23 protein-coding genes are annotated in these 24,568 nt (G+C 70.7%); 10 read left to right on the forward strand and 13 right to left on the reverse strand.

The features are described 5' to 3' along the window. Positions 1 to 13: 13 nt before the first annotated feature. Complete coding sequence (locus U3653_RS28005; RefSeq protein ID WP_195082906.1) at positions 14 to 916, reverse strand: alpha/beta fold hydrolase; 903 nt, start codon at positions 914 to 916, stop codon at positions 14 to 16. Positions 917 to 1,042: 126 nt separating this feature from the next. On the opposite strand from U3653_RS28005, the gene U3653_RS28010 reads away from it, so the two are divergent. Next, a complete protein-coding gene (locus U3653_RS28010; protein ID WP_195082907.1) occupies positions 1,043 to 2,899 on the forward strand; it encodes a Na+/H+ antiporter in 1,857 nt (618 codons plus the stop codon). Position 2,900: 1 nt separating this feature from the next. On the opposite strand, the gene U3653_RS28015 is transcribed toward U3653_RS28010, so the two are convergent. Beyond that, positions 2,901 to 3,449 (reverse strand): TetR/AcrR family transcriptional regulator, encoded by a 549-nt coding sequence (locus U3653_RS28015; protein ID WP_195082908.1) that lies wholly within the window; start codon positions 3,447 to 3,449, stop codon positions 2,901 to 2,903. Between the two features lie 189 nt (positions 3,450 to 3,638). Between U3653_RS28015 and U3653_RS28020 the strand changes: the two genes are divergently transcribed. Together U3653_RS28020 and U3653_RS28025 are read left to right on the forward strand one after the other, a co-directional pair. Continuing rightward, entirely contained in the window at positions 3,639 to 4,241 is a 603-nt protein-coding gene (locus U3653_RS28020) for a TetR family transcriptional regulator (protein ID WP_195082909.1), read from the forward strand. A 34-nt stretch (positions 4,242 to 4,275) separates the two neighbouring features. Next, the gene (locus tag U3653_RS28025) at positions 4,276 to 4,929 is read left to right on the forward strand and encodes an enoyl-CoA hydratase-related protein (protein ID WP_195082910.1); all 654 of its coding nucleotides are present in this window, start codon (positions 4,276 to 4,278) and stop codon (positions 4,927 to 4,929) included. 351 nt (positions 4,930 to 5,280) lie between these two features. Here the strand turns inward: U3653_RS28025 and U3653_RS28030 are convergent, their stop codons facing one another. The 6 genes from U3653_RS28030 to U3653_RS28055 all read right to left on the reverse strand — a co-directional run bounded on the left by U3653_RS28030 (position 5,281) and on the right by U3653_RS28055 (position 10,972). After that, a complete protein-coding gene (locus U3653_RS28030) occupies positions 5,281 to 6,342 on the reverse strand; it encodes an MBL fold metallo-hydrolase (protein WP_195082911.1) in 1,062 nt (353 codons plus the stop codon). A gap of 43 nt (positions 6,343 to 6,385) precedes the next feature. Then, entirely contained in the window at positions 6,386 to 7,624 is a 1,239-nt protein-coding gene (gene mshC, locus U3653_RS28035) for a cysteine--1-D-myo-inosityl 2-amino-2-deoxy-alpha-D-glucopyranoside ligase (RefSeq protein WP_195082912.1), read from the reverse strand. Positions 7,625 to 7,798: 174 nt separating this feature from the next. Next, on the reverse strand, positions 7,799 to 8,608 hold the full coding sequence (locus U3653_RS28040) for an SCO1664 family protein (protein WP_195082913.1): 810 nt from the start codon (positions 8,606 to 8,608) through the stop codon (positions 7,799 to 7,801). A 4-nt stretch (positions 8,609 to 8,612) separates the two neighbouring features. Continuing rightward, positions 8,613 to 9,197, reverse strand: a complete 585-nt coding sequence (locus U3653_RS28045; RefSeq protein WP_039798216.1) for a DUF3090 domain-containing protein — start codon at positions 9,195 to 9,197, stop codon at positions 8,613 to 8,615. A gap of 70 nt (positions 9,198 to 9,267) precedes the next feature. Further along, the gene (locus tag U3653_RS28050) at positions 9,268 to 10,026 is read right to left on the reverse strand and encodes a histidine phosphatase family protein (RefSeq protein ID WP_195082914.1); all 759 of its coding nucleotides are present in this window, start codon (positions 10,024 to 10,026) and stop codon (positions 9,268 to 9,270) included. Between the two features lie 16 nt (positions 10,027 to 10,042). Continuing rightward, a complete protein-coding gene (locus U3653_RS28055; protein ID WP_195082915.1) occupies positions 10,043 to 10,972 on the reverse strand; it encodes an undecaprenyl-diphosphate phosphatase in 930 nt (309 codons plus the stop codon). Between the two features lie 281 nt (positions 10,973 to 11,253). Between U3653_RS28055 and U3653_RS28060 the strand changes: the two genes are divergently transcribed. From U3653_RS28060 to U3653_RS28075, 4 genes are all read left to right on the forward strand, one after another. Continuing rightward, complete coding sequence (locus U3653_RS28060; RefSeq protein ID WP_195082916.1) at positions 11,254 to 12,213, forward strand: aldo/keto reductase; 960 nt, start codon at positions 11,254 to 11,256, stop codon at positions 12,211 to 12,213. A 20-nt stretch (positions 12,214 to 12,233) separates the two neighbouring features. Beyond that, positions 12,234 to 13,292, forward strand: coding sequence for a heme/hemin ABC transporter substrate-binding protein (locus U3653_RS28065; RefSeq protein WP_195082917.1), 1,059 nt, complete (start codon positions 12,234 to 12,236; stop codon positions 13,290 to 13,292). Further along, positions 13,289 to 14,374: a FecCD family ABC transporter permease gene (locus tag U3653_RS28070; RefSeq protein ID WP_195082918.1), complete on the forward strand. Its 1,086-nt coding sequence runs from the start codon at positions 13,289 to 13,291 to the stop codon at positions 14,372 to 14,374. Before U3653_RS28065 ends, U3653_RS28070 begins: the two co-directional genes overlap by 4 nt. 94 nt (positions 14,375 to 14,468) lie before the next feature. Beyond that, on the forward strand, positions 14,469 to 15,287 hold the full coding sequence (locus U3653_RS28075; RefSeq protein WP_195082970.1) for a heme ABC transporter ATP-binding protein: 819 nt from the start codon (positions 14,469 to 14,471) through the stop codon (positions 15,285 to 15,287). Here the strand turns inward: U3653_RS28075 and U3653_RS28080 are convergent. From U3653_RS28080 to U3653_RS28095, 4 genes are all read right to left on the reverse strand, one after another. Further along, positions 15,250 to 17,700, reverse strand: coding sequence for a serine/threonine-protein kinase (locus tag U3653_RS28080; protein WP_195082919.1), 2,451 nt, complete (start codon positions 17,698 to 17,700; stop codon positions 15,250 to 15,252). The two genes, U3653_RS28075 and U3653_RS28080, sit on opposite strands and share 38 nt — an antisense overlap. Before the next feature lie 268 nt (positions 17,701 to 17,968). Further along, positions 17,969 to 20,062 carry an MMPL family transporter gene (locus U3653_RS28085; protein ID WP_195082971.1) on the reverse strand — a complete coding sequence of 698 codons (2,094 nt, stop codon included), beginning with the start codon at positions 20,060 to 20,062 and terminating at the stop codon, positions 17,969 to 17,971. Between the two features lie 11 nt (positions 20,063 to 20,073). Then, entirely contained in the window at positions 20,074 to 20,607 is a 534-nt protein-coding gene (locus tag U3653_RS28090; protein WP_195082920.1) for a WKL family lipoprotein, read from the reverse strand. 6 nt (positions 20,608 to 20,613) lie between these two features. Next, entirely contained in the window at positions 20,614 to 20,970 is a 357-nt protein-coding gene (locus tag U3653_RS28095; RefSeq protein WP_195082921.1) for a hypothetical protein, read from the reverse strand. A gap of 154 nt (positions 20,971 to 21,124) precedes the next feature. Here U3653_RS28095 and U3653_RS28100 point away from each other — a divergent pair, with 154 nt between their 5' ends. From U3653_RS28100 to U3653_RS28110, 3 genes are read left to right on the forward strand one after another with little or no spacing between them, the layout of a single operon-like run. Further along, positions 21,125 to 22,138 (forward strand): YncE family protein, encoded by a 1,014-nt coding sequence (locus tag U3653_RS28100; RefSeq protein ID WP_195082922.1) that lies wholly within the window; start codon positions 21,125 to 21,127, stop codon positions 22,136 to 22,138. Then, positions 22,138 to 22,437 (forward strand): DUF5703 family protein, encoded by a 300-nt coding sequence (locus U3653_RS28105; protein ID WP_323124556.1) that lies wholly within the window; start codon positions 22,138 to 22,140, stop codon positions 22,435 to 22,437. The genes U3653_RS28100 and U3653_RS28105 overlap by 1 nt, the downstream gene beginning before the upstream one ends. Positions 22,438 to 22,441: 4 nt before the next feature. Continuing rightward, positions 22,442 to 23,518, forward strand: coding sequence for a quinone-dependent dihydroorotate dehydrogenase (locus tag U3653_RS28110; RefSeq protein ID WP_195082923.1), 1,077 nt, complete (start codon positions 22,442 to 22,444; stop codon positions 23,516 to 23,518). A gap of 10 nt (positions 23,519 to 23,528) precedes the next feature. On the opposite strand, the gene U3653_RS28115 is transcribed toward U3653_RS28110, so the two are convergent. Then, complete coding sequence (locus U3653_RS28115) at positions 23,529 to 23,912, reverse strand: hypothetical protein (RefSeq protein ID WP_195082924.1); 384 nt, start codon at positions 23,910 to 23,912, stop codon at positions 23,529 to 23,531. Between the last annotated feature and the right edge of the window lie 656 nt (positions 23,913 to 24,568).

A 24,568-nucleotide genomic window follows, 5' to 3' on the forward strand; every position in this document is an offset into this window, starting at 1 on the left:
TCCGGAACGCGGGTCAGGCGGTGGGCTTGTGGACGCGGGTGTCGTGGAATTCCAGCAGTGCCGCGAGGGTCTGCTCGGGTGCTTCCAGTTGCGGGTAGTGGCCGATGCGCGGCAGTTCGACGACGTCGGGGTCGGTGATCAGTTCGCGGTAGCGGCGCACCATGTGGCCGCCGGAGACCGGGTCGGTGAGGCCGTCGAGCAGCCGGATCGGGACGCGGGCCTGCCGCAGCGCGCCCACCCAGCGCTGCCGTTGCCTGCGTCGTTCGGCCATGTAGCGGATCAGCTTGTGGCCGTTGCGTTTTCCGTGTTTGCTGCACCACAGCAGCCAGAACTGGTGCAGTTCGACGTCGGTGGGTTTGGTGTCGGGTCCGAACACCGCGGCCAGGCTGCGGTGGAAGGTGCGTTCGCTGCCGAGCACGCCCACGAGCGGGCCCAGCGGACCGGCCAGCAGCCGCTGCACCGGGCGGGGGCGGTGGGCTTCGGGGAACAGGCCGCCGTTGAGCAGGAACACCGATTCGATCGTGAGGGATTCGTCGCCGGCGGCGCGGCGTTCGACGTCACGGGCCAGCAGTTCTTGGGCGACGCTGTCGCCGTAGTCGTGGGCGAGGATGTGGAATCGGCTGATGCCTTGTTCGCGCAGCAGGTTTTCGTGGATGTCGGCTTGGTCGGTGATGCGGTAGTCGTAGTGGCGGGGTTTGGCCGACCAGCCGAAGCCGATCATGTCGGGAGCGATGACGCGGGCGAAGCGTTCGCACAGGCCGGGCCAGATGCGGTGCCAGTCCCAGGACGCGGTGGGGAATCCGTGGATGCACACCAGCGTCCCGTCGGGGCCTGCGCCTGCGTCGCGCCAGAAGATCTGGTGGCCGCGATGTGTGTGGCGTCGTCCGTTCGCCCGCCAGGACGCGAACTCCTCCATGTCTACCTCCTTGTCGTCGACAAGCATGGCGCGTGTGCGCGCCGGGCACAGTAGTTCGGTCGGCCGTGCACGTGTCATCTACTGTGCGGGCCGTTAGCCGATCGTGCGCTCTGGAAGAATTCCACCGTGCATGTCGCGATCGGCCTGGTTGTTCTCGTCGCGTCGGCGGCCGCGTTGGCGGCGCTGGCGCGTCGGTTCGGGATCTCCGAACCGCTGGTGTTGACGGTGGGCGGGGTGGCGGCGTCGTATCTGCCGTTCCTGCCGGAGATCCATTTGGAGCCGGAGATCATTCTGCTCGGTTTTCTGCCTCCTTTGCTGTATACCGCCGCGATCCGCACGTCGTTGGTGGATTTCCGGGCGAATGTGCGCACGATCGGGTTGTTGTCGGTCGGTTTGGTGTTGTTCACGACGTTCGCGGTGGCGGTGGTGGTGTGGTGGCTGCTGCCGGTGCCGTTCGCGGTCGCGGTGGCGTTGGGTGCGGTGGTGGCTCCGCCGGACGCGGTGGCCGCGACGGCGGTGGCGCGGCGGATCGGGATGCCGCGGCGGATCGTGACGATCCTGGAGGACGAGTCGCTGTTCAACGACGCGACCGCGCTGGTGGCGTTGCGGACGGCGCTGGCGGCGATGGCGGGCACGGTGTCGGTGTGGGCGGCCGGGGCCGATTTCGCGCTGGCGGCCGGTGGCGGCGCCGCGGTGGGGGTGGTGGTGGCCTATCTGCTGGCGATGCTGCGGCGGCGGATCACCGATCCGGTGATGGACACGACGTTGTCGTTCCTGGCGCCGTTCGCGGCGTATCTTCCCGCCGAGAGCATTCACGCCTCGGGGGTGATCGCGGTGGTCGTGTGCGGGATGATCCTCGGGCACAACGCGCCGGTGTGGCAGAGCGCCGCGTCGCGGATCGCCGAGCGCATCAATTGGCGCACGATCCAGTTCATTCTGGAGAGCGCGGTGTTCGTGCTGATCGGGCTGCAGGTGCGCGGCATCGTGGAAGGTGCCTGGCACAGCGAGCTCGACCACGCGACGCTGCTGTGGTCGGCGGTGGCGGTACTGGCGGCGACGATGCTGGCGCGTCCGGTGTGGGTGTTCGGGTCGGCGTTGCTGTCGCGCAGTCTCGGTGGCGGCGAGGCGGTGCCGGTGCGTCATCTGGTGGTGGTGTCGTGGGCGGGGATGCGCGGGGTGGTGACGTTGGCGGCGGTGTTGCTGCTGCCGCAGGACACGCCGTTGCTCGCGGTGCTGCGCCTGCTGGCGCTGGTGGTGGTGGCGGGGACGTTGCTGGTGCAGGGCACGTCGTTACCGTGGCTGGTGCGGTGGCTGCGGTTGCGTGCGCCCAGCCGCGCGGAGGACGCGTTGCAGAAGGCCAATGTGTTGCAGCAGGCCACCGCGGCCGGTCTGGCCGCGCTGGATCGGGAGGTCACGCCGGACACGCCGCAGGGAGTGGTGCAGACGTTGCGTGATCGGGTGCTGTGGAAGAGCAACGCCGCTTGGGAGCGGTTGGGGCGGGCGGAGTCGGAGTTGGTGACTCCCACCGCGGAGTACCGGCGGCTGCGGTTGGCGATGCTGCAGGCCGAACGCGCGACCGTGTTGGAGGTGCGGGATTCCGGCACGGTCGACTACGAGATCCTGCAGCATGTGCTGGCGCAGTTGGATCTGGAGGAGTCGATCATCGATCGCTTCGACGAGACCGAGGAGGAGCGGGTCGAGCCGCTGGCCGCGGCGGGGACCGACGACGCGTGCGCGCATCTGCGCGACGCGCCGCTGGTGCGCGCGCACGGCGGGCCGGACGAATGCGCCGAATGCCTCGCCGAGGGGCTGGCGTGGGTGCATCTGCGGATGTGTCTGGCCTGTGGGCACGTGGCCTGCTGCGATTCTTCTCCGGGCAATCACGCGAGCAAGCACTACGCCGGCAGCGGGCATCCGGTGATGCGCAGTGTGGAGCCGGGTGAGGCGTGGCGCTGGTGCTATGTGGACGAGCTGCTGGGGTAGCTCAGCGTTGGGCGTGGGAGTAGATCAGGCGCGCGTATTCGGCCAGCAGCTGGTCCAGGGAGAGGTTTTCCCCGCCCGCGGCGATCTGCTGGTAGCCGACGAGCATCGCCATGCCCAGTGAGGTGACCACGGCGGCGGTGGCGTCGTCGCCGACGACTCCTTTGACCGCTTTGTGCACGGTGCGCCTGCGGGATTCGTCGACGCGCTTGAGTGCGAGGTTGACCGATTCGTCGTTGGCCGCCCAGGCGCGGATGGCGGCTTCGGCGGCGTGGTGCAGTCCGGCGGCGAGGTCGGACATCGCGCGGATGTCGTCGTCGGGGTTGCCCTGGTTGAACGGCATGGTGCCCAGGATGCGCACCTGGCGGTTCTCCCAGTGCTCGAGCAGGGCGTCGACGAATCCTTGCCAGCTGCCGAAGTGGTGGTAGAACGAGCCGCTGGTGACGCCGAGGCGGCGGCACAGGACGCCGATGTTGAGGCCTTTGAAGCCGAGTTCGGCGAGCACTTCCAGGCCGGTGTCGAAGTACTGCTCCTTGGTGACCACTCGTGACATGCGGGCGCCGTTCTGTTCGTTCGGTCAGGGGGAGGGACCGAACAGTACCCCATCGTAGGGTCGCCTGGAGGGAGCACGGGAAGTACCGCTGCGTACGCCGAGAAGACGCTCCGGTACCTGTTACCTGCGGAAATACCTAGCCCCGGCCGGGGCGACGTAACAGAGCAATTGCTCTGTTATAGTGGCGGCATGCCACGCCCCCGCACGCACGACCCCGGCACCGTGCTCGACGCCGCGGAATCGCTGGCCGTTCGCCACGGCCCCGCCGCGGTCACGACGCGCGCGGTCGCCGCCGCCACCGGCGTGTCCAACGGCGCGATCTACCACACCTTCGGATCGCGCGCGGAGCTGCTGGGCCGCACCTGGTTGCGCGCCGCGCGCCGGTTCCTGGACCTGCAGACCGCGCTGGTCGAGACGGCGCTCGACGGCCGCAGCGCGGTCGAGGCGGTGGTCGCGGCCGCGGAGGCGCCCGCGATCTTCGCCGAGCGCCATCCCGACTCCTCACGGCTGCTGCTGGCCGTGCGGCGCGAGGAACTGCTGGGCGAGATGCCCGAAGCCCTCGCCGCCGAACTGGCGGCCACCGACGCGGTGCTGGTCGAGTTGCTGGTGCGGCTGTCGCGGCAGCTGTGGCGACGCGGCGACCGTCACGCCGTCGACGTCATGACGCTGTGCCTGGTCGATCTGCCCACCGCCGTGCTGCTGCGCCGCGACCGGCTGGCCGACCCCCGTGCGCGCGACTACCTGCGCAGCGCCGTGCGCGCCGTGCTGGCCGTCGGCCCGCCACCGCGCTGATCCGTGCACTGCTCCCCTACCGGAAGGACCCGCCATGCCCACCCTCGACTACCACGACAAGATCGCCGTCCTGGATCTCGGTGACGGTGAGAATCGTTTCTCCCCCGACTTTCTCGACCGGATCGGCGCCCACCTCGACACCGCTCTCGCCGACGGCGCCCAGGGCCTGGTCACCATCGCCGGCGGCAAGTTCTACTCCAACGGACTCGACCTGGACTGGCTGGCCGCCAACGCCGATCGCGCCGAGTGGTATGTCGCGCGGGTGCAGGCGCTGCTGGCGCGGATGCTCACCTTTCCCGTGCCCACCGCCGCCGCGCTGCCCGGCCACGCCTTCGGCGCGGGCGCGATGCTGGCCATCGCGCACGACTACCGGGTGATGCGCGCCGACCGCGGCTACTTCTGCTTCCCCGAAGTCGACATCCGCATCCCCTTCACCCCCGGCATGGCCGCGTTGATCCAGGCCAAGCTCACGCCGAAAAGCGCCGTCGCCTCGATGACCACCGGCCGCCGCTTCGGCGGTCCGGACGCCGAGGCCTACGACATCGTCGACGCCACCGCCGCCGAAGGCGCCGTCACCGACTCCGCCGTGGCGCTGCTGACCCCGCTCGCCGGCAAGGACCCCGCCACCCTCGGCGCCATCAAGAACACGATGTACGCCACCGCCGTCGCGGCACTGACCGCCGGGTGATCGGCATCGTCACGTCCGGTGGATGCTCGGAAATTGCGGTATCGCAAGGGTTTCCGCGACCGGTCGTGACGGAATCCGGGGAGGCTTGCGGTGGCGGACCTCGTCGCGACTGCACGATACGGTCGACCGGCGAGACGAGGCAGGGTGAGCGCGGAAGTATCGACCCCGACCCCGACGCGGACGCGGAGGCTCGGCCCGGACGGGTAGCCGGCAATCGTGCGGGTTGCTGTCGAGCTGTTCACCGCGCTGCCGGGCTTCCGGGGCACTGGCGGACGATGATCCGCTCGCGGCCGAGTAGATCACGTGCTGCGCCGCGAGCGTGCACGAACCCAGCGCCCGACAGACGCTGTCTCACAACCGGAAGGTGAGCCGCTGCGGGTGCACGTAGTCGGCCGGGTCGTGCATGACACGCAGTTGCGGTCGCCGTGGCGCGGGGATGCGTTCGAGTTCCGCGCGCAGCGGTGCGTCGTAGGTCGCCGCGCTGGCGGTGAGGCCGGGCAGCCAGTTGTCGTGATGGCTCGGCACGAACAGCCCGGGGCGCAGAGCCTGGATGTAGGTGCGCGGATCGCGCAGGCCGTTGCTGATCTGGTTGTAGCCCTGCACCGCGCCGATCTGCACATCGGTGGCCGGTAGCGCGGCGAGGGTGTCGAACACCTGCGGGGCGCGTTCGGTGAGCGGTCCGGACGAGTCGTGCCACACCAGGGAGAAGCCGGGCACCCGGAACTGGTACAGCAGCACCCCGCCTTCGGGGTCGCGCAGCCGCGGCAGGCCGTCCAGCAGGCCGCGGGGTGTCGGCGGGTGGCTGAGCACGATGCCCGGTTCGGGGCGGGGAAAGAATCGGGGTGATCCCTCGACGGGGTCGGGCGGGGTGCGTGCGGAGTGCAGGTGGCGCACCACGCTCACCTGCACCGTGCCCACGGTGCAGTCCTCGCGGGTGCCGATCGCGGTGTCCGCGTCACCGTGCGTGGCGGTGGGAAATGCCGGGTCGCCGACTTGTGCGGCGACGGTCGCGCAGTGCTCGGCGGTGCCGTGCACGACCGCGCCGCCGGCTCGGGCGATGCGGCCCGCGTCGGCGGCGTGGTCGAAGTGACCGTGGCCGATGAAGATCGCCGCCGGGGCCAGGTCCACCAGATCCTGCGGAGTGGCCGGAACGTAGCCGGTGCTGGTCAGCCGCGGCACCCACGCGTCGAGCAGCAACACCGAACCGCCCATGGCCAGGGCGTAGGTGCTGCAGCCGACCCAGGACAGCACCACCCGGTCCGTGCGCAAGGCGCCCGTGCGCGGGTCGACGGTGTCGGCGCCGAAGAAGCGGGCGCGCGCGGCGATCGTCCGCGGATCGGCGGGTCCGGTCGCCGGCCGCAACCGGCCGGCGCGCAGGGAGGTCAGCAGGCCGAGGCCGGGAAGGTTGCACACCCCCGTACCCCATCACGGGCGGGGAATGCGGGCAAGGGATCGGCTAGAGGCGGATGCCGAGCAGTGCGTCGACGGCGGTGGCGATCAGCGCGGGCGCTTCGGCGTCCTTGCCGCCGTAGTCCAACGCCTGACGTGCCCAGTTGTCGATCGCGTCGAGTGCCTTGGGGGTGTCCAGGTCGTCGGCCAGATGCTGGCGCAGCCGGGCGACGGTGTCGGTGGCCGCGGGGCCCGCGGGCAACGCCGCGGCCTCGCGCCACAGTCGCAGGCGCCGCTGCGCCTGCTCGAGCAGGGCGTCGGTCCACATCCGGTCCTGGCGGTAGTGGCCGGCCAGCAGGCCGAGACGGATGGCGGCCGGATCGACGCCGCCGCGGCGCAGCGTGGACACCAGCACGAGGTTGCCGCGCGACTTCGACATCTTCTCCCCGTCCAGCCCGATCAGGCCGGCGTGCACGTAGTGGCGGGCGAAGCGGCGCCCGGCGATGAGCGACTCGGCGTGCGCGGCGGAGTACTCGTGATGGGGGTAGATCAGGTCACTGCCGCCGCCCTGGATGTCGAATTCCGGGCCGATGCGGTTCAACGCGATCGCCGAACACTCGATGTGCCAGCCGGGCCGTCCAGGGCCGAACGGGGCGGGCCAGGACGGCTCGCCCGGACGCGCCGAGCGCCACAGCAGAGCGTCGATGGTGTCGCGTTTGCCGGGACGGCCGGGGTCGCCGCCGCGTTCGGCGAACAGCCGCTCCATGGTGGCGCGGTCGTAGCCGGATTCGTAGCCGAACTGCTCGGTGGCGTCGGCGCGGAAGTAGATGTCGGGAAATTCGGCGTCGTCGACGATGTAGGCGGCGCCGGAGGCCAGCAGTTTCTGCACGAATTCGACGACCTCGTCGACGGATTCGACGGCGCCGATGTAGTCGCGGGGCGGCACGATCCGCAGCGCGGCCATGTCCTCGCGGAACAGGTCGGTCTCCGCGGCGCCGAGCTCGCGCCAGTCCACGCCGTCGCGGGCGGCGCGTTCGAACAGCGGGTCGTCGACGTCGGTGACGTTCTGCACGTAGTGCACGTCGTGGCCTGCGTCGCGCCACAGCCGGTTGACCAGGTCGAAGGTCAGGTAGGTCGCGGCGTGCCCGAGGTGGGTGGCGTCGTAGGGGGTGATGCCGCAGACGTACATGGTGGCGGTGGGGCCGGCCGCGACCGGGCGCACCAGACGGTCGGCGGTGTCGTACAACCGCAACGGCGGTCCTGCTCCGGGGACGGTGGGGAGGGCGGTATCGGACCAGGACTGCATGCTTACGAGGGTAAAGGTGTGGTGGAGCTCATCGTTCCCCGGGCCGGTGGCCCATGCCGCCCGCCCGCCGCGCTCGCCCGCCGCGACCTGCGTCTTTCAGCGAATCGTCGGATGTCAATAATTTCGGTTTCGCTGAATCAGCCGCGGGCGGGGCCGGGACGGTGTCGCGCACGGTCAGAAGGCGGGCCACGGAATGGGGCGGGAGGTGCGCGGCAGCGGCATCACCGGGTCGTCGAGCAGCCGGTGGGTGCGTTCGATCAACGCGTCGATCTCGGCGTCGGTGATGTGCTCGCCGATGGTGTCGGCGAACGCGCCCGGCAGTTGCTTGGCGAACGCGGTGATGTCGGCGACCAACCCGTCGTCGATGGGCTGCCCGGCCCAGCCCCACAGCACGGTGCGCAGTTTGTGGTCGGTGTGCAGGCAGATGCCGTGATCGACGCCGTAGACCTGCCCGTCCACCCCTTCCAGCGCGTGCCCGCCTTTGCGGTCGGCGTTGTTGAGCAGGACGTCCAGCACCGCCACCCGGTGCAGCCGTGGGTCGTCGGCGTGGATCAGCGACACTTCGTTGCCCAGGTCGTCCTGCGCGCGCAGCACCTCGCGGAAGCCGTCGGGCACCGCGCCGGCCGGGCACAGATCGATCAGGTCGAGGCGGTCGCCGCGGTCGGTGTGGTTGTCGGCGCCTTCCACCCAGCGCTGCACCATGCCGGGGCCGAAAGGGCCGTCGCGCAGAATGGTTTCGGGGATCACGCCCCAGCCGATCGCCTCGGAGATCAGGTAGGAGGCCACCTCGCGTCCGGCGAGGGTGCCGTCGGGGAAGTCCCACAGCGGTCGTTCGCCGCGGATGGGTTTGTAGACCACCCGCAACGGTGTGGCGCCGGTGGCGGTGTCGTTCACCTCGCAGACCAGGGTGACGTTGCTGGCGGTGTTCACCCGCCCGATCACGGTCAGTTCGCCGCTGTGGAATCCGTCCCCGGCCTCGGCCACCGAATCACTCCTCTAGTTCGGCCGCGCCGAAGATGTCACCGCGTTTGTAGCCGTTGGTGCGCACGCACATGTGCCCGCGCGCCGACAGCGGCTCACCGCACAGCGGGCACGGCGGGCGGCCCGCGGCGATCACCCGGGTGGAGCGCAGCGCGAATTCGCGGGCCTGGATCGGGGTGAGGAACACCCGCACCGCGTCGGGGCCCTCCTCGGTGTCGTCGAGCACCACCGATTCGTCGACCTCGGTCTCGGTGATCGCCAGCAGCTCGACCACGACCGCGCCCGCGTCGGCGTCCCAGCCCAGGCCCATGGTGCCGACCCGGAATTCGGCGTCGATCGGGGTGACCAGCGGCGCGTTGTCGCTGACGTCCTCGGCCTGCGGGGGCACTTCGGCGCCGAAGCGGCGCGCGACCTCGTCCAGCAGCAGACCCATCCGGTCGGCGAGTACTTTGACCTGCTGCTTTTCCAGCAGCACGCTGACCACGCGGGGTTCCTGCACGGCCTGCAGGTAGAACGCGCGATCGCCCGGCTCACCGACGGTCCCGGCGACGAAACGATCGGGGGTGCGGAATACATGGATTGCGCGTGACACATGCACCTCCTGATATGACCCTGATCGACTACCCGCGGCGCGGGGATCCATACGACGACCGCTGGGTTGTCTACAAGGAATCTCGACGCTCCGCATTCCCATTATCCGCACTCGCGTTGTTGCCGAGTTCGCCACCGGGGACTGGTCCGGAGACCTCGCCTCCCGGCGTGGGCCCGGCCGCTGCCTGCCGTTGCCCGCCGGCGCCCGCGAGGGCCGACAGGTCGGCGCCGGTGTCGTTGAGCCGCCACACGTAGGGGGCGGTCGCGGTGTAGCGCACGACGCTGAGCGAGGCCGGTTCGACGACGATGCGCTGGAAGCCGTCGAGGTGGATACCGAGGGCGTCGGCGAGCACGGACTTGATCACGTCACCGTGGGTGCACGCCACCCATAGCGCGTCGCGGCCGTGGTGCTCGGCCAGGGCGCGGTCGTGTTCGCGGATGGCGGCGACCGCGCGCGCCTGCACCTGCGCCAGCCCTTCCCCGCCGGGGAACACCGCGCCGGAGGCGTGCCGCTGCACGACCTTCCACAGCGGTTCCTCCAGCAGTTCGGCGATGGGGCGGCCGGTCCACTCGCCGTAGTCGACCTCGAGCAGCCGGTCGTCGAATACCGGTTCCAGCCCGAACTTTTCCGCCAGCGGCGCGACCGTGCGCTGACAGCGCAGCAGCGGGGAGTGCACGATGCGTTCGATCGGCAGCCCGGCCAGTCGTTCGGCCACGGCCCTCGCCTGCTCCTCGCCGCGCTCGGTGAGCTCGACGCCGGTGCTGCGACCGGCCAGAGTGCGGGCGGTGTTCGACGTCGACACACCGTGCCGCAACAGGATCACCGTCATGCGGTCAGCCTAGCGATCATGTCGCCGAGATCACCCCGCCCGCCAGCAGACCCAGCAGGATCACCCCGAGCGCGATGCGGTAGCCGACGAACCAGTACAGCGAATGCCGTGCCACGAAACGCAGCAGCCACGCCACCGACGCGTAGCCGACCGCGAACGCCAGCACGGTGGCCACCAGCAGTTGCGGCCCACTGGCGTTGAGGCCCTCACCGGCGGGTTCGAACGCGTCCGGCAGGCTGAACAGGCCCGATGCGGTCACGGCGGGGATGGCCAGCAGGAACGAAAACCGCACGGCCGCTTCGCGCTCCAAGCCCAGGAACAGGCCCGCGGTGGAGGTGGCTCCGGAGCGGGAGACGCCGGGGATCAGCGCCAGGCACTGTGCGAAACCCATCGCCAGACCGTCGCGGGTGGTCAGTTGCTCGATCGGGCGTTCCTTGCGGCCGAAGTGCTCACCGGCGGCGATGACCAGGGCGAAGAAGATCAGCATGAACGACACCAGCCACAGGTTGCGCGCGCCGGTGCGGATCTCGTCTTTAAACACGAACCCCAGCACGCCGATCGGGATGGTGGCGATGATCACATACCAGCCGATGCGGTAGTCGAGTTCGCGCTGGGCCTGCTGGTCGAAAACGCGGGTGTGGTCGGCGGTGAGGACCGGGAGTCTGGTGGTGGGCTGATCGTGCAGCGGCAGCTGCTGGCGACCGCGCGCGCCGATCTGCTCGCGCAGCCCGGCGAACCAGGCCAGCACGATGCGCCAGATGTCCTTGGCGAAGTACACCAGTACCGCGGCCTCGGTGCCCAGCTGGGTGACGGCGGTGAACGAGGCGCCCGCGTCGTCGCCGAAGAAGACCGACGACACGATGCGCAGGTGCGCCGAGGAGGAGATCGGCAGGAATTCCGTCAGTCCCTGCACCAGTCCCAGCACCAAGGCCTGCACCCAGGTCATCGACTCGCCTACCACGAACCATCCTCCACTTCCGCGTGAAATACGCGTCCTCACCTGGGCATTGGCGCGGTGGCCGGTGGCATCCGGCCCGAAACCGGCCCCAATTACGCAGCGACAGTACAGTGTCGAGGCCGCGGCGGCGTGCCCGGCTGCCGGGCCGCTGCCGCCGCGCGGGTCGCGGGTCTGCCCGCGCACCCGAGCGCGACCCACTGCGCTGGTGGCCGCCCAGTCGCGTATCCACACTCTAGGCTTGGCGCCGTGACGAATGCGCGGACACGGTGATGGAACAGCGGACGGTGGGCCGCAGCGGCCTGCGGGTGTCGCGGATGGGCCTGGCGACCCATACCTGGGGTGCGCACACCGACGCCGAGGACGCGGCGGGGCAGCTGGTGGCGTTCGTCGAGGCGGGCGGCACGCTGGTGGACACCTCCCCCGCCTACGCGGGCGGGGCGGCGCAGCGGATCCTGGCCGAGTTGCTCGGTGATCTGGTCTCCCGCGACGAACTGGTGCTCAGTGGGTGCGCGGGGGTCGCGCCGTGGGGGTTCGCCGCGGCGGGTGTGCCGGAGGCGGCGCAGGTCACGGTGGACACCTCGCGGCGGGCGCTGCTGCGGCAGCTGGATCGCACGCTGCTGGAGTTGGGCACCGATCATCTCGACATCTGGAATGTCGCGGTGTGGGATCCGCGGACGCCGCTGGAGGAGGTGGCCTCGACGGTGGAGCAGGTGGTGCGGTCGGGGCGGGTCCGGTACGCGGGGGTGCGCGGGTTCGGGGCCTGGCAGCTGGCCAGCTTGGCCGCGGTGGCGCCGGTGACCGCGGCGCAGACACCGTATTCGCTGCTGGCGCGGGGTGCGGAGAGCGATGTCGTGCCCGCGGCGCGGTTCCACGGGGTCGGGGTGATCGCCTCGGCGCCGTTGGCCGGCGGCATCCTGACCGGCAAGTATCGCGACGGCGTTCCGGCCGATTCGCGCGGCGCCGACGAGGCGACCGCGGCGGAGATCCGCAATGGTCTCGACGACCGCGCGACGCGGGTGGTGGATGCGCTGGTGACCGCGGCGGACGGGCTGGGCACCTCGCCGCTGGCGGTGGCGCTGGCCTGGATCCGGGACCGGCCCGGCGTGGCGAGCATGATCGTCGGCGCCCGCGACATCGGGCAGCTCACCGGCGTGCTGGCCGCCGAGACCCTGGAGTTGCCGCGGGCGATCGCCGCGGCCCTGGACGACGTCAGTGCACGCGCGGAGTGACACAGATTAGCCTTGCCCGCATGAGCACTGCAGCGACCGGGGGTGGGCGTGGGAACCGAGTCCGAGCCCGATGGCGGCGTGTCCTGCCGGTGTTGTTCGCGGTGAGCTTGCTGGCGGGGGTCGCCGGATGTGGTGGCGATGCCGGGTCCTCACACGGCGGGCACGGGCCCGCGACGGCGACGCTGAGCGATTCGGATCCGGTGCCCATCGGGCCGGAGCCGGCGCCCGCGCTGCCGGTGACGGTGCGGTCGTTCGACGGCGCGCAGGTCACCGTCACCGACGCTTCCCGCATCATCGCCGTCGACCGCTACGGGACCCTCGCCCAGATCGTGTACGCGCTGGGGCTGGGGCCCAAGCTGGTGGGCCGCAGCACCTCGGCGTCGTTTCCGGCGGTGCGGGACGTGCCGAACGTGGCGGGAGGCAACGGGTCGCTGAACGTGGAGTCGGTGCTGGCGATGCGGCCGTCGGTGTTCTTGACCGACACCACCAGCGCCGCGCCCGCGGTGCGTGAGCAGTTGCGCGCGGCCGGGGTCACGGTCGTCTACTTCGATCCGGAACGCACGATGGACGGGGTGGTGCCGCAGATCGAGGCGGTCGCGGCCGCGCTGGGTGTGCCGCAGCAGGGGCAGGCGCTGGCGCAGCGCACCCGCGACGAGATCGCCGCCGCGAGCGCCGCGGTGCCCGCCGCCGATCCGCCGCTGACCATCGCGTTCCTGTATCTGCGTTCCACCGCGATCACGATGCTCGCCGGGCCCGGGTCGGGTGCGGACGCGTTGATCGCGGCGCTGCACGCGCGCGACGCGGGCGCGGTGGCCGGGGTGAAGGAGCCGTTCACCGCGATCACCAGTGAGGCCATGATCGGTGCGGCGCCGGATGTGCTGCTGGTGATGTCGGACGGGTTGAAGTCCGTCGGCGGTGTGGAGGGGCTGCAGAAGGTGCCGGGGATCGCGCAGACCCCCGCGGGGCGTGACCGGCGGGTGGTGGACATGTCGGATGCGGTGCTGTTGAGTTTCGGGCCCAACACCGGGCGGGTGATCGCGGCGTTGAGCGCGGCGGTGTACGGCGCCGGGCACGCATGAGCGTTTCGGAGACGGAAACGGCGGTGCCGCCGTTGCCGAAGTCGCGCGCACGGTCGCGGGTGCTGGTGGTGTTCGTGGTCGCGGTGGCGGGGCTGGTGGCGCTGGCGGTGGCGTCGGCGGCGATCGGTCAGGTGCCCACGACGGCCGCCGAGGTCGCCGGCAGTGTGCTGCACCGCATCGGGCTGACGGTCGGGCCGATGCCGGCGCATCCCTCCGGTGAGGTGACGCTGTGGCAGGTGCGGTTCCCTCGGGTGGTGCTGGCGATGCTGGTCGGTGCGGCGCTGGCGACAGCGGGTGCGTTGTTGCAGGGTGTGTTCGCCAACCCGCTGGCCGAGCCCGGCGTGATCGGGGTGTCGGCGGGCGCGGCGGTCGGTGCGGGCACGGTGATCGTGGTGGGTGGGGCGTTCGTGGCGGCGTGGTCGGTGGCCGCGGCGGCGTTCGTGGCGGGATTGGCGACGACGTTGCTGGTGTATCTGCTGGCGCGCTCGGGTGGCCGCACGGAGGTCGTCACGCTGGTGCTGACCGGTGTCGCGATCAACGCGTTCGCGGGCGGGTTGATCGCGCTGCTGCTGTTCGTGGCCTCCCCCGCGGCGCGGGATCAGATCGTGTTCTGGCAGTTGGGGTCGCTCAACGGCGCCACCTGGGAGTCGGTGGGGGTGGTGGCGCCGCTGACCGCGGTGGGTGTCGCGGCGGCGGTGCTGCTGGCGCCGCGGCTGGATCTGCTGGCGCTCGGGGAGTCGGCGGCCCGTCATCTGGGCGTCGACGTGGAGCGGCTGCGGCGCAACGTGATCGTCGTGGTGGCGATCCTGGCCACCGCCGGTGTCGCTTTCACCGGCATCATCCTGTTCGTCGGGCTGATCGTCCCGCATCTGGTGCGGATGCTGGTCGGCCCCGCCCACCGGATCCTGATCCCGCTCAGCGCCGTCGTCGGTGCGGTGGTGCTGCTGGCCGCCGACGTCACCGCCCGCTCCCTGGTCGACAACGCCGACCTGCCCCTCGGCATGCTCACCTCTTTGCTCGGCGGGCCCGTCTTCTTCTACCTGCTGCGCCGCACCCGCGCCCGCGCCGGAGGCTGGGCATGAGCGGGTGTGCACCAGTGGTGCATGGCTGCGGGAAACGCCGAGAACAGTTCTCGATGGTGTGCCACTCGACGCGAGGTGTGAGGTGAAGGTGCGGATGGCGCACGAGGTGCCGGGGTGGCCGCGGCAGGGGGATGTGACGGTGCGCGCGTCGGGGTTGAGTGTGGCGCGGCGCGGGGGTGGGCAGGCGCGGCTTGTGCTCGACGAGGTGGATTTCCAGGCGGTGGCCGGGCAGGTCGTCGCTCTGGTCGGGCCCAACGGGGCCGGTAAGTCGACGCTGCTGGCGGCACTGGCCGGGGAGTTGGCGCCGAGCGCGGGGACGGTGGAACTGGACGGGCGACCGTTGGCGCAGTGGACGACGTTGGACATGGCCCGGCGGCGGGCCGTGCTGCCGCAGACCCACACCGTCGGCTTCCCGTTCACCGCGCGGGAGGTGGTGGCGATGGGCCGCGCGCCGTGGGTGCGCACCGAACGCCGCGAACACGACGAGGAACAGATCGCCGCCGCGATGGCCGCCACCGACGTCGCGCATCTGGCCACCCGCTCGTTCCCGACCCTGTCCGGCGGTGAACGCGCCCGCGTCGCGTTGGCGCGGGTGCTGGCACAGGACACCGCCACCCTGCTGCTGGACGAGCCGACCGCCGCCTTGGACCTCGGCCACCAGGAGGCGGTGCTGCGCCTGGCCGCCGAGCGTGCCGCCGACGGCGCGGCGGTGGTCGTCGTGCTGCACGACCTCGGTGTCGCGGCCGCCTACGCCGACCGCGTCGCGGTACTGGACGCCGGTCGCATCGCCGCGGACGGCCCACCCCGCGAGGTGCTCACCACCGAACTGCTCACGCGTGTCTACCAGCACCCGGTCGAAGTGCTCGACCACCCGGTCACCGGCGCCCAGCTGGTCCTGCCGGTGCGCCGCTGAGCCCGAGCCACCCCGACCGACCGGCGGCATTCGGCTGTCCCGGTCTGCCCACAGGGGCCACCACACGTTCCAGCGCCCGTAGATCGGCCTCGAGCGCCCGGAAGAGCACATAGACGACGATGAAGGCGATGATCGCGCCCACGCACAACACACGCATGGCCGCGAGCAGCAACGGAATGTCGGCTGGCGGCAGCAACGTCACCCCGACGATCGCCAGTAGGGGTACCGACGCTGCCACCGTGAGGTACACGGTGCATCGGCGAGCCAGGCCGCGCAGGCGCAGCGCTTCGTCCGAGCCGATGTCGCCGTGGCGCAGGAACATCGGATAGATGCAGCGCACCAGGTAGAACGTCACCAAGAAGAACGGGTAGGCCACCGCCATCGCGCCGAAGACCAGCACTCCGCCCAGGAAATGCAGGAACAACTCCCCGGTGAATTCCGCGGTGGTGAAGTGGATCGCGATCGGAAAGGTGATCGCCGCCAGGCTCCAGAGCGAAAACGCCACCAGCACAGTACGTTCACCGAACCGAAGAGCATCCGATCGAGCCAGCGCCAGCATCCGTGGGTCGTAGATCCGGCCCCGGCGCAGGCCGCGCGAGACGATGAGCACACACCGCGACAGATACAACACCAATCCGAGCCCCAGCGGGAAGGACACTCCGTTCACCACGGTTACGGCGATCCACCACACGTGCTGCGAGGACACGCTCAGACGTTCGATGATCAGGGTTCGCCCGTGCTGGATGTTGTACGCCGATGCGACCGCGTTCGGGATGACCACGGCCAAGGCCAACAGCGGCACCAGCCACGGCCGCAGCCGCAGCCGCCAACTGGACGGCGGCGGATCGACCAGGTCGCGGGCCCGCTCGTCCAGGCACACCTCCAGCTGCTGGGCCAGTTCCGCGCCACCGGCCCACCGCTGCTCGCGCTCTGCTCGCAGACAGGTCAGCAAGACCCGGCGCAGTGCGGCCGGGCAGTCGGCGGGAATCCGCTCGAGCGCGCGCGGGTCCACCCCGGCGCGGCGGCGCCGCACCATCGCCGTGAGCGTGCCAGCGAGAGATTCGTCCGCGGCGGTGTCGTCGAAGGGCTTGGCGCCGGTGAGCAGCTCCCACAGCAGAACGCCGAGCGAATAGATGTCTGCGCGGGTGTCGAGCTCCTCGGCGCGGCCCTCACCGCGAGGCAGGCAGGCCTCGAGCTGTTCGGGCGACATGTACGACAGCGAACCGCCGAAATAGGCGAGCGGGTCGGCGTCGGCGAGATCACGGTTGAAACTGATGTTGAAATCGGCGAGCTTCGGCACGGCCTCGGCGGTGAGCAGCACATTGGCCGGTTTGACGTCGCGGTGCAGCACGCCGTGCGCGTCCGCGTAGGCCAGCGCCTCGGCGAGCCTGCGCCCGAGCCACGCGACGGTCTCCGGCCACGACAGTGCCGCGATCTGCGCGCGCACGCTGGAATCGGTCGGCCGGATCTCACCCTTATCCGCCATCGCGGTGTCGACCGCCTCCAGCAGCAGAGCTCCGCCGCGCTGCCCCGGTGGGGTGGCCCGCACCCAGCGCAACACGTTCATCAGGGTGCCGCCAGGCAGGAACTGCATGTACAGCAGCCGTAGCCGGTGTTCGCCCGGCTCGCTGCCGGGACCCGGCCCGTCCAGCACGCACTGATCGAAGATGCGCACGATGTAGTCGTGGTCGAGCTGGGCCAGTGTCTGCGGTTCGTCGCCGCGGTCGGCGGAGATCTTCACCGCCACCAGCCGTTGCAGCGATCGTTGCCGGGCCAGGAACACCCGCGCGAACGCTCCGCTGCCCAGCTCGGTGAGCAAGTCGAAATCATCGATTCGATCGCCGACCGCGATGCGGTCCAGACCGGTGGCCCCCGTGGTGGGGGTGCCCGGCGATGTCAGCAGGCCGGTGGCAGGTCGGGTCGTAGTCCACGAGGAGGTCATCGAGGAGGGCGTGACCTTAGGTTCCGGACCGGGTCCTGTGGTGTGGTCACCGTTGTCGTCCGCGGCGAGCAGCACGCGCAGTTGTGCCGCCTGTTCGGGATATTCCCGCAGGCATGCGCGCGGATCGACCGGTTCGCCGCTGTGGCGGCGGATCAGGAACTCCTCGTACACCAGAGCGGCGGGAATCTTCTCCGGTGTGAGTTCGGGGAACTCGACGAAGTATTCGCGCAGTCGCTTGGGGCGGGGCGCGATGGTGGGTTCGCCGGTACCGGCCGGTCGGCGTAGCCACCGGTGCCGCAGATCGATCCGGATCAGTTCCAGCAGCGCGCCCAGCTGTGCGGCGGGCAGGTAATCGGCAATGGCAGGTGGTTGAGCGTCGGCTTCCCACGCCGCGGCGAAAGCGGCCACGGCGTTGGGGGCGGTTCCTGTCGGTCGCCGGAATCCGTTCCCGAAGTCGGAGCTGTCGCTCATATCCGCACCTGTCGAGCCGCCGCACACTGGCTCGTCGTGGTAAGGCACTGACAATCTGTCGGCCCGTTCACCGGTTCAGTTCTGGTCGGCAAACCCCATTATCCGGCGGTGGAGGATCCGGTGTCACATCCGCGGACGCTTCAGGGCGAGTCCCGCCCGTACCTGCTGGAACACTCATGGCGAGGTGGTGGCCTGCGGCCCGGTGCCCCGGCCCCGCCGCAACCGAGGCGTCGGGGCGTCCGTTGTTGTTGCGGCGCGCCGGACCGGCTCACCGCCAGATGAGTTTGAGCACCGCGGGTGTCAGCAGCATGCGGATGACCGTCGCGTCCAGGATCAAGGCCGCGATCATGCCGTAGGCGATGTATTTCATCAGCACCAGATCCGAGAAGCCGAACGCGCCGGTGACCACGATGAGGATCGCGGCGGCGGAGGTGATCACCCCGCCGGTGTGGGCGATGCCGTAGCGGATGGCCTCGGGCGCGTCCGCGCCCGCGGCGCGCGCTTCGGAGACCCGCGACAGCAGGAACACCTCGTAGTCGGTGGACAGTCCGAACACCACCGTCACGATCAGCGCCAGCACCGCGAACATCAGCGGTCCCGGTGTGAAGTGGAAGACTCCCGCGCCGTGCCCCTCGACGAACATCCAGGTCAGCATGCCCAGGGTGGATACGAGGCTCAGTGCGCTCATCACCACGGCTTTCAGCGCGAGCACCACCGAGCGGAACGCCGCGTACATCAGCGCCAGCGCGGCGGCGACCAGGATGGCCAGCAGCATCGGCAGGCCGTCGAGCAGGCCGTTGATGCTGTCGCGCTCCAGGGCGGGCACGCCGGCGACCATCACCCGAACGCCGGGTGGTTCTGGGATGGCGCGCAGCGCGGCGATCACCGCGTCGGCGTCGCGTTTGTCGGTCAGCCCGGCCGCGAGCACGTTGACGCCGTCCTTGGTGGGTGCGGCGGGTTCGAAGCGGCCGGTGAGGCCGGGGATCTGATTCGCGGCGTAGCGGATGTCGCTCAGTTGCCTCGGGTCGGCGCCGACCACCACCAGTTTCAGCGGTTCGGTGCGGAAGCTGGGAAACAGGGCGTCGAAACGTTCCTGCGCGACCCGGGCCGGGTTGTCGTCGGACAGATAGCGTTCGCTCAGGCCGCCGAATTCGATATGGCGCATGGGGATGCTCAACGCGAGCAGGGCCAGCACGATCGGCACGGCCACCGCAACGGGGCGGCGCATCGCCCACAGCGCCAGCCGCGAAAAGAAACCCGCGTCGATCTGGGCTTCGGTTTTGCTGCGGGAGAAGCGTTTCCATCCCAGGAAGTCGATGCGGCGTCCGGCGATGCTCAACGCCGCGGGCAGGGCGGTCACCGACAGCAGCGCCGCCAGCAGCACCGAGCTGATGCCGCCCAGCGGAACCGAGCGCAGCACCCCGTTGGGGAAGATGAACAGTGCGCCGAGGCTGACGGCGATGATCGCCGCGGAGAACAGCACGGTGCGTCCCGCGGTGGCCACGGTGCGGGCGGTGGCCTCTTCGACGGTGCGGCCCGCGGCGAGTTCCTCGCGGAAGCGGGTGACGGTGAACAGGCCGTAGTCGATCGCCAAGCCCAGGCTGACCAGGGTCATCACGGCGCTGGCGAAGACGTTGACGTCGAGCAGGCCGGTCAGCGCCCGCAGCGCGCCCTGGGTGCCGAGGATGGTCATGCCGCCGATGAGCACCGGCAGCAGCGCGCCGATCACGCCGCCGAACACGAAATACAGCAGGATCGCCACCAGCGGCAGGGCGATCATCTCCGCGCGCCTGATGTCGCGTTGCATGCCGGTGTTGATGCCTTCGACGATCGGCTGCAACCCGGCCAGCTGCACGGTGGTGCCGCCGGGGCCGCCGCCTGGGCGTCCGGCGCCGAGATGGTCTTTGATCGCGGCGTAGTTCTCGACCGTCGCGGTGCCCGAACCGCGCAGGCCGACGCTGGCGAAGGCGTGGGTGTGGGTGGCGTCGGTGGCCTGGGCGGAGAACGGGCTGTCCCAGTAGCTGTCGATCTTCTGGATGCGGTCGGGGTAGGCGGCCAGCAGTCCGGCCAGCTGCTGGGTGACCGGGCCGCGGACGGCCGGGTCGTCGACGGTGGCGCCCTCGGGTGCGGTGTAGAGCAGGATCAGATCGCTGTCGGTGTCGCGGCCGAAGGTGCGGTCGGCCAGTTCGGCGGCGGCGACCGATTCGCTGCTCTCGTCGAACCAGCCCTCCTGGGTCAGCCGCCCGGCCAGGTCGCGGCCGTACCAGCCGGACAGCAGCACGAACAGCACGAAGAAGGCGAGGACGAGGTAGCGGTTGCGGTGCACCCACCGCCCCCACCGCAGTGATCCGCAACGGCGCATCGCGTCGCGGGTCAGCCGCAGGCCGGGGTGCGGTAGTCGGCCGAGCGCAGGATGCCGCACAGGTCGGTGCGCGAGATCTTCCACTTGCCGTCGATGAGCACGAAGTGCACGACGGTGGTGCGGACCGCGGCGCCGGTGCCGTCCTTGTCCAGCCGCATGGTGGCGGTGAGGGTGCCGTCGTGGTTGTCGAACACCGGGTCGGTGACGCCGTAGACGGCGCGCGGGTTGTCCTGCAGCGCCTTGTACATGTCGGGGATGGCCTGGCGGAAGGAGTCTCCGTCCTCGATGAGGGCCGTGCGTTCGCTGTCGGGCAGCGCCGGGTCGAGGGCCCGCTTGATCTGGGCGTCGAGGTCGGCGGCTGTGGGCAGCGGCGGGTGGGCGGCGCTGGAGGACGCGGCGATCGAGGACGACAGCGAGGCGTTCGCCGAGGAGCGGGCGGCGTCGACGGCGGCCTCGTCGGTCGCGGTGTCGCACGCGGCGGCGGCCGCGGCCAGCAGCAGGCCGGCCGCGGTGAGCGCGGCGCGGGTGAATCGTGTGTGGGTCATCACTTCCTACATACCTTCGATGACGGAGCTGATCCGTCCCAGCAGGGCACGCACGGTCGTGACGTCCCGTTCCGCGGCGGCCTCGATCGTCGCGGTGTCGGGGATCATATCCCGCACGAAGGCGGCGACACTGCGTTCGTCGTCGAGGTCGATGTCGGTGACCGTGGCTTGGGCGCTGGCGAGCACGTCCTCCGGGCCGGGGACGGCGTCGCCGAGATCGCGGCGGTAGATCTCGAGTGTCAGGGTGGCGCGGACGGTGCGGAACGCGAAGGGGTGGCCGTCGGCGGTGGTCCCGAAGCCGTGCGCGTACGGGCCGACGGTGAGGTCATCGATGACGAATCCCGACGTATGGTCGGCTTTCAACCCGGATCTCCCTGTATCGGACTGTGTGGTCTCCACCGTAGCGCCCGCCGCCGACATTCTGCTCGAGCCGCCACCCCGGTCGGCCGGCCGGGTGTCGCATCATGGTCAGATGGTGAGGTTGCGGAAGATTCGTCGGTAGTAAGGAGTTCGGTGGATGCGCCCTCGCGGCTCGCTCGTCTCGGTGTTCGCGGGTGTGGCGGTGCTGGTGCTGCTGGCCGGATGCTCCTCCGGCTCCGGCGGTTCCGAGCTGCCCACCAGGGAGCCTGCCACCCCCGCGGTCGCGCCCGCGCCTGCGGTGCCGCCGGCGGGGCGGGTGCTGGCGGCCGGTCCGCTGGCGGAGCTGCAAGCCGATGCCGGCGGCAGGTTGCTGGCCGGTCTGGACGGTTCGGTGCTGACGGTGTTCGATCCGGACGCCGCCGAGCCGGTGGTGCGCACCGTGACGTTGCCGCAGCGTGCCGGCGGTCTGGCGCCGGGCAGGCCGGGTGAGATGCTGGCGGCCGCGCCGGGCCGGGTGCTGCGGGTGGACCTCGCCTCCGGGGCGGTGGCCGTGGTGGCCGTGGACGGTGACGTGCGGGCGGTGCGCGCACGCTCCGACGGCGGGTTGCTGGTCGGTACCGCCGACGGCAGGGTGCTGGAGCTGGCGGGCGACGGTGCGGTGACCCGCACGGTGTCCGGCCTGGTGTCGGCCGACGTGCTGGCCGAAGCCGACGGGAAGCTGACCGTCCTGGACCGGCGGCAGACGGCGATCTTCGAGCTGGAGGCGGGCAGGCAGCGGCCGGGATTGGCGTTGCGCGCCGGGGACGGGGCCACGCAGCTGATCGGTGACACCCGCGGCCGGTTCGTGGTGACCGACACCGCGGGCGGTGAACTGCTGGTCTACACCGCGGGACCGCTCGTGCTGCGGCAGCGTTTCCCGGTAGGATCTTCGCCTTACGCACTTGCCTACGACCAGCGGTCGGACACCGTGTGGGTGACGTGCACGCAGCGCAACGAGGTCGTCGGATTCGACCTGTCGACTGGTATACCGAAGGAAGTGGGCCGCTACGCCACCGTCCGGCAACCGAACTCGGTGGCTGTCGAGCAACGCACCGGTGATCTGTTCGTGGGGTCCGCGACCGGCGACGGTCTGCAACGGATCGGTGCGGACGATCGGAAGAGAGGGCACTGATGGCTCGGACACCACGCGCGGACGAGGATTCCGCGGCAGCTACCGAACCGGCAGCACATCGCGGGCGCGGGCGCGCGCTGCCCGCGGGCTGGGAGACCACCAGCGACGACTACGAGTACGTGCCGTTGCGGCTGCCGCCGGATGTGACGCGGGTGACCGCGTCCATGCGGCTGGCGATCCAGGCGGAGTTCGGCGGCTGGGAGCTGTCGCGGGTGCGCGCCTACACCGACGGCAGCAGGCGGGTGCTGCTGCGGCGGCGAAAATCCGCACTACTACCCCAGCCCGAACCCGGAATGTGAGCCGATGTACGCCCTGCTACTCCGACTGATGTTCCTGGTCGCGCCGGAACGCATCCATCACCTCGTCTTCGCCGCGATGCGGTTCGCGGCCTGGTGCGCGCCGCTGCGCTGGGCGATGGGCAAGATCCTCGTCACCCGCGATCCGATCCTGCGCACCGAGGCGTTCGGGGTCGAGTTCACCGCGCCGCTGGGGCTGGCCGCCGGTTTCGACAAGAACGCCGACGGTGTCGATGCCTGGGCGCCGCTGGGGTTCGGTTTCGCCGAGATCGGCACCGTGACCGCGCAGCCGCAGCCGGGCAATCCCGCGCCGCGGCTGTTCCGGTTGCCCGCCGACCGCGCTCTGATCAACCGGATGGGTTTCAACAACCACGGCGCCGCCGCGGCCGCCGAACGGCTGCGGGCGCGCCGCGGCGGGGTGCCGATCGGGGCGAACATCGGCAAGACCAAGATCGTGGCGCCCGAGGCGGCGGCGGCGGACTACGCCGCCAGCGCCGCGCTGCTGGGGCCGCTGGCCGATTTCGTCGTGGTCAACGTCAGCTCCCCCAACACCCCGGGGCTGCGGGATCTGCAGGCGGTGGAGTCGCTGCGGCCGCTGCTGCGGGCGGTGCTGGACAGTGTGCGGGTGCCGGTGCTGGTGAAGATCGCGCCGGATCTGTCCGACGAGGACATCGACGCGGTCGCCGATCTGGCCGTGGAGCTCGGCTTGGCCGGCATCGTGGCCACCAACACCACCATCCGCCGTGACGGTCTGCGCACCGATGCCGCGCAGGTGGAGGCCATGGGGGCGGGTGGGTTGTCCGGTCCGCCGGTCGCCGACCGTTCGCTCGAGGTGTTGCGGCGGCTGTACCGGCGGGTGGGTGATCGGCTGGTGCTGATCTCGGTCGGTGGCATCGAAACCGTCGACCAGGCGTGGGAACGTGTCCTGGCGGGGGCGACGCTGTTGCAGGGCTACACCGGTTTCATCTACGGCGGCCCGTTCTGGATGCGCAGAATCCATCGCGGGTTGGCGCAGCGGTTGCGCGCCGGGGGCTACCGCAGTCTCGGTGAGGCCGTCGGGGCCGAGCACAAAGCGCACGCCTGAAGCAGACGGGTCAGCCGTGCACGAACGGCGGTTCAGGGATGCGGGGGCGCCGGGGCCGTGGAGTGTGCCCCGGCGGCGCCGGATCTCCTTTCGGCGGCAGTTCCTGCTCGAGGCGGGCGGCCATGCGCTTGGCGAGCAGGATCACCGCGTGGTCGCGCAAGATGCCCAGTTCGTCGGCGTAGGCCTCGGCCCGGGCTTGGGTCGCGCGGTCGTGCACGGCGTGTGGGTCGCTGAGCAGTTCGTCCAGGGACATCCCGGCCATGGCCTGGCCGCGGGTCAGCCGCCGGTCCGGTAGCCAGCTCAGCCGCCAGCTGTCGGTCGCGTCGGTGTCGCGGTAGGCCGATTCGGGGGTTATGTCACTGGTCATCGTCCATTCGGTGGTGTGGATGGTCATCGCGGTCTCCGGTGCGACGGGTGGAGTGAGGCCGGCTCCAGGGTGCTGAGGTCGATGAGCACGAATGCCTCCTGTCGTGCATCCGCTGGTGCGCCGCGGTGGCCGCGCCGCATGGTGGGTGATCCGCCGCTGCGGCGGGCGTGGTGGGTGCCCTGGGCCGGAGGCGTCCGCTGCCGGGCCGGGTGGTCCAGGGGGCGGCTCGCTGGTGTACGGCCGGGGTGACCGCGGCTTCGGGCGAGCCGGTCGGCGTCGCGCGCCGATCGCGGCATGCGGGGCATCGGCGCGGTGGTGGGTGCCACGGCTGTGGGGGCCGGGCGACGGAGTCGGTAGCGGCCGGGGCGCCGAGAGGCCGGGTCCGCTACGGCCTGTGGCGGGTCTACCGGTGTGCCGCCGCGAGGCGGATGCCCGCCGGTGTGGTGCCGCGGGAAGTGTTCGGCGGCTCGTTCAGTCCCTCACCGGCTCGGGCACCATGTCGGTGTCGGATCCGGCGGGGCGGTGTCGCCGCCGCCGTCGCGGCTGCCGTATCTGCAGAATCACTTTCATCACCAGCCCTCCCGATGTGCCTGGTGGTGCGATGGGGATCGCCACATCCAGTGTGGCATTTGCCGTTCCCCGGGCGCAATTGCCGTTGTAATTTGGTAATTGACAATTCGCCC

The organism is Nocardia implantans (genome assembly GCF_035544775.1).
Lineage (GTDB): Bacteria > Actinomycetota > Actinomycetes > Mycobacteriales > Mycobacteriaceae > Nocardia > Nocardia implantans.

Bases quoted from the DNA above. Each gene is read 5' to 3' on its own strand.
- U3653_RS28005 (WP_195082906.1), bottom strand. From the start codon at position 916: ATGGAGGAGTTCGCGTCCTGGCGGGCGAACGGACGACGCCACACACAT.
- U3653_RS28015 (WP_195082908.1), bottom strand. From the start codon at position 3,449: ATGTCACGAGTGGTCACCAAGGAGCAGTACTTCGACACCGGCCTGGAA.
- U3653_RS28020 (WP_195082909.1), top strand. From the start codon at position 3,639: ATGCCACGCCCCCGCACGCACGACCCCGGCACCGTGCTCGACGCCGCG.
- U3653_RS28025 (WP_195082910.1), top strand. From the start codon at position 4,276: ATGCCCACCCTCGACTACCACGACAAGATCGCCGTCCTGGATCTCGGT.
- mshC (WP_195082912.1), bottom strand. From the start codon at position 7,624: ATGCAGTCCTGGTCCGATACCGCCCTCCCCACCGTCCCCGGAGCAGGA.
- U3653_RS28050 (WP_195082914.1), bottom strand. From the start codon at position 10,026: ATGACGGTGATCCTGTTGCGGCACGGTGTGTCGACGTCGAACACCGCC.
- U3653_RS28055 (WP_195082915.1), bottom strand. From the start codon at position 10,972: ATGACCTGGGTGCAGGCCTTGGTGCTGGGACTGGTGCAGGGACTGACG.
- U3653_RS28060 (WP_195082916.1), top strand. From the start codon at position 11,254: ATGGAACAGCGGACGGTGGGCCGCAGCGGCCTGCGGGTGTCGCGGATG.
- U3653_RS28065 (WP_195082917.1), top strand. From the start codon at position 12,234: ATGAGCACTGCAGCGACCGGGGGTGGGCGTGGGAACCGAGTCCGAGCC.
- U3653_RS28070 (WP_195082918.1), top strand. From the start codon at position 13,289: ATGAGCGTTTCGGAGACGGAAACGGCGGTGCCGCCGTTGCCGAAGTCG.
- U3653_RS28075 (WP_195082970.1), top strand. From the start codon at position 14,469: ATGGCGCACGAGGTGCCGGGGTGGCCGCGGCAGGGGGATGTGACGGTG.
- U3653_RS28080 (WP_195082919.1), bottom strand. From the start codon at position 17,700: ATGAGCGACAGCTCCGACTTCGGGAACGGATTCCGGCGACCGACAGGA.
- U3653_RS28085 (WP_195082971.1), bottom strand. From the start codon at position 20,062: ATGCGCCGTTGCGGATCACTGCGGTGGGGGCGGTGGGTGCACCGCAAC.
- U3653_RS28090 (WP_195082920.1), bottom strand. From the start codon at position 20,607: ATGACCCACACACGATTCACCCGCGCCGCGCTCACCGCGGCCGGCCTG.
- U3653_RS28100 (WP_195082922.1), top strand. From the start codon at position 21,125: ATGCGCCCTCGCGGCTCGCTCGTCTCGGTGTTCGCGGGTGTGGCGGTG.
- U3653_RS28105 (WP_323124556.1), top strand. From the start codon at position 22,138: ATGGCTCGGACACCACGCGCGGACGAGGATTCCGCGGCAGCTACCGAA.
- U3653_RS28110 (WP_195082923.1), top strand. From the start codon at position 22,442: ATGTACGCCCTGCTACTCCGACTGATGTTCCTGGTCGCGCCGGAACGC.
- U3653_RS28115 (WP_195082924.1), bottom strand. From the start codon at position 23,912: ATGACCATCCACACCACCGAATGGACGATGACCAGTGACATAACCCCC.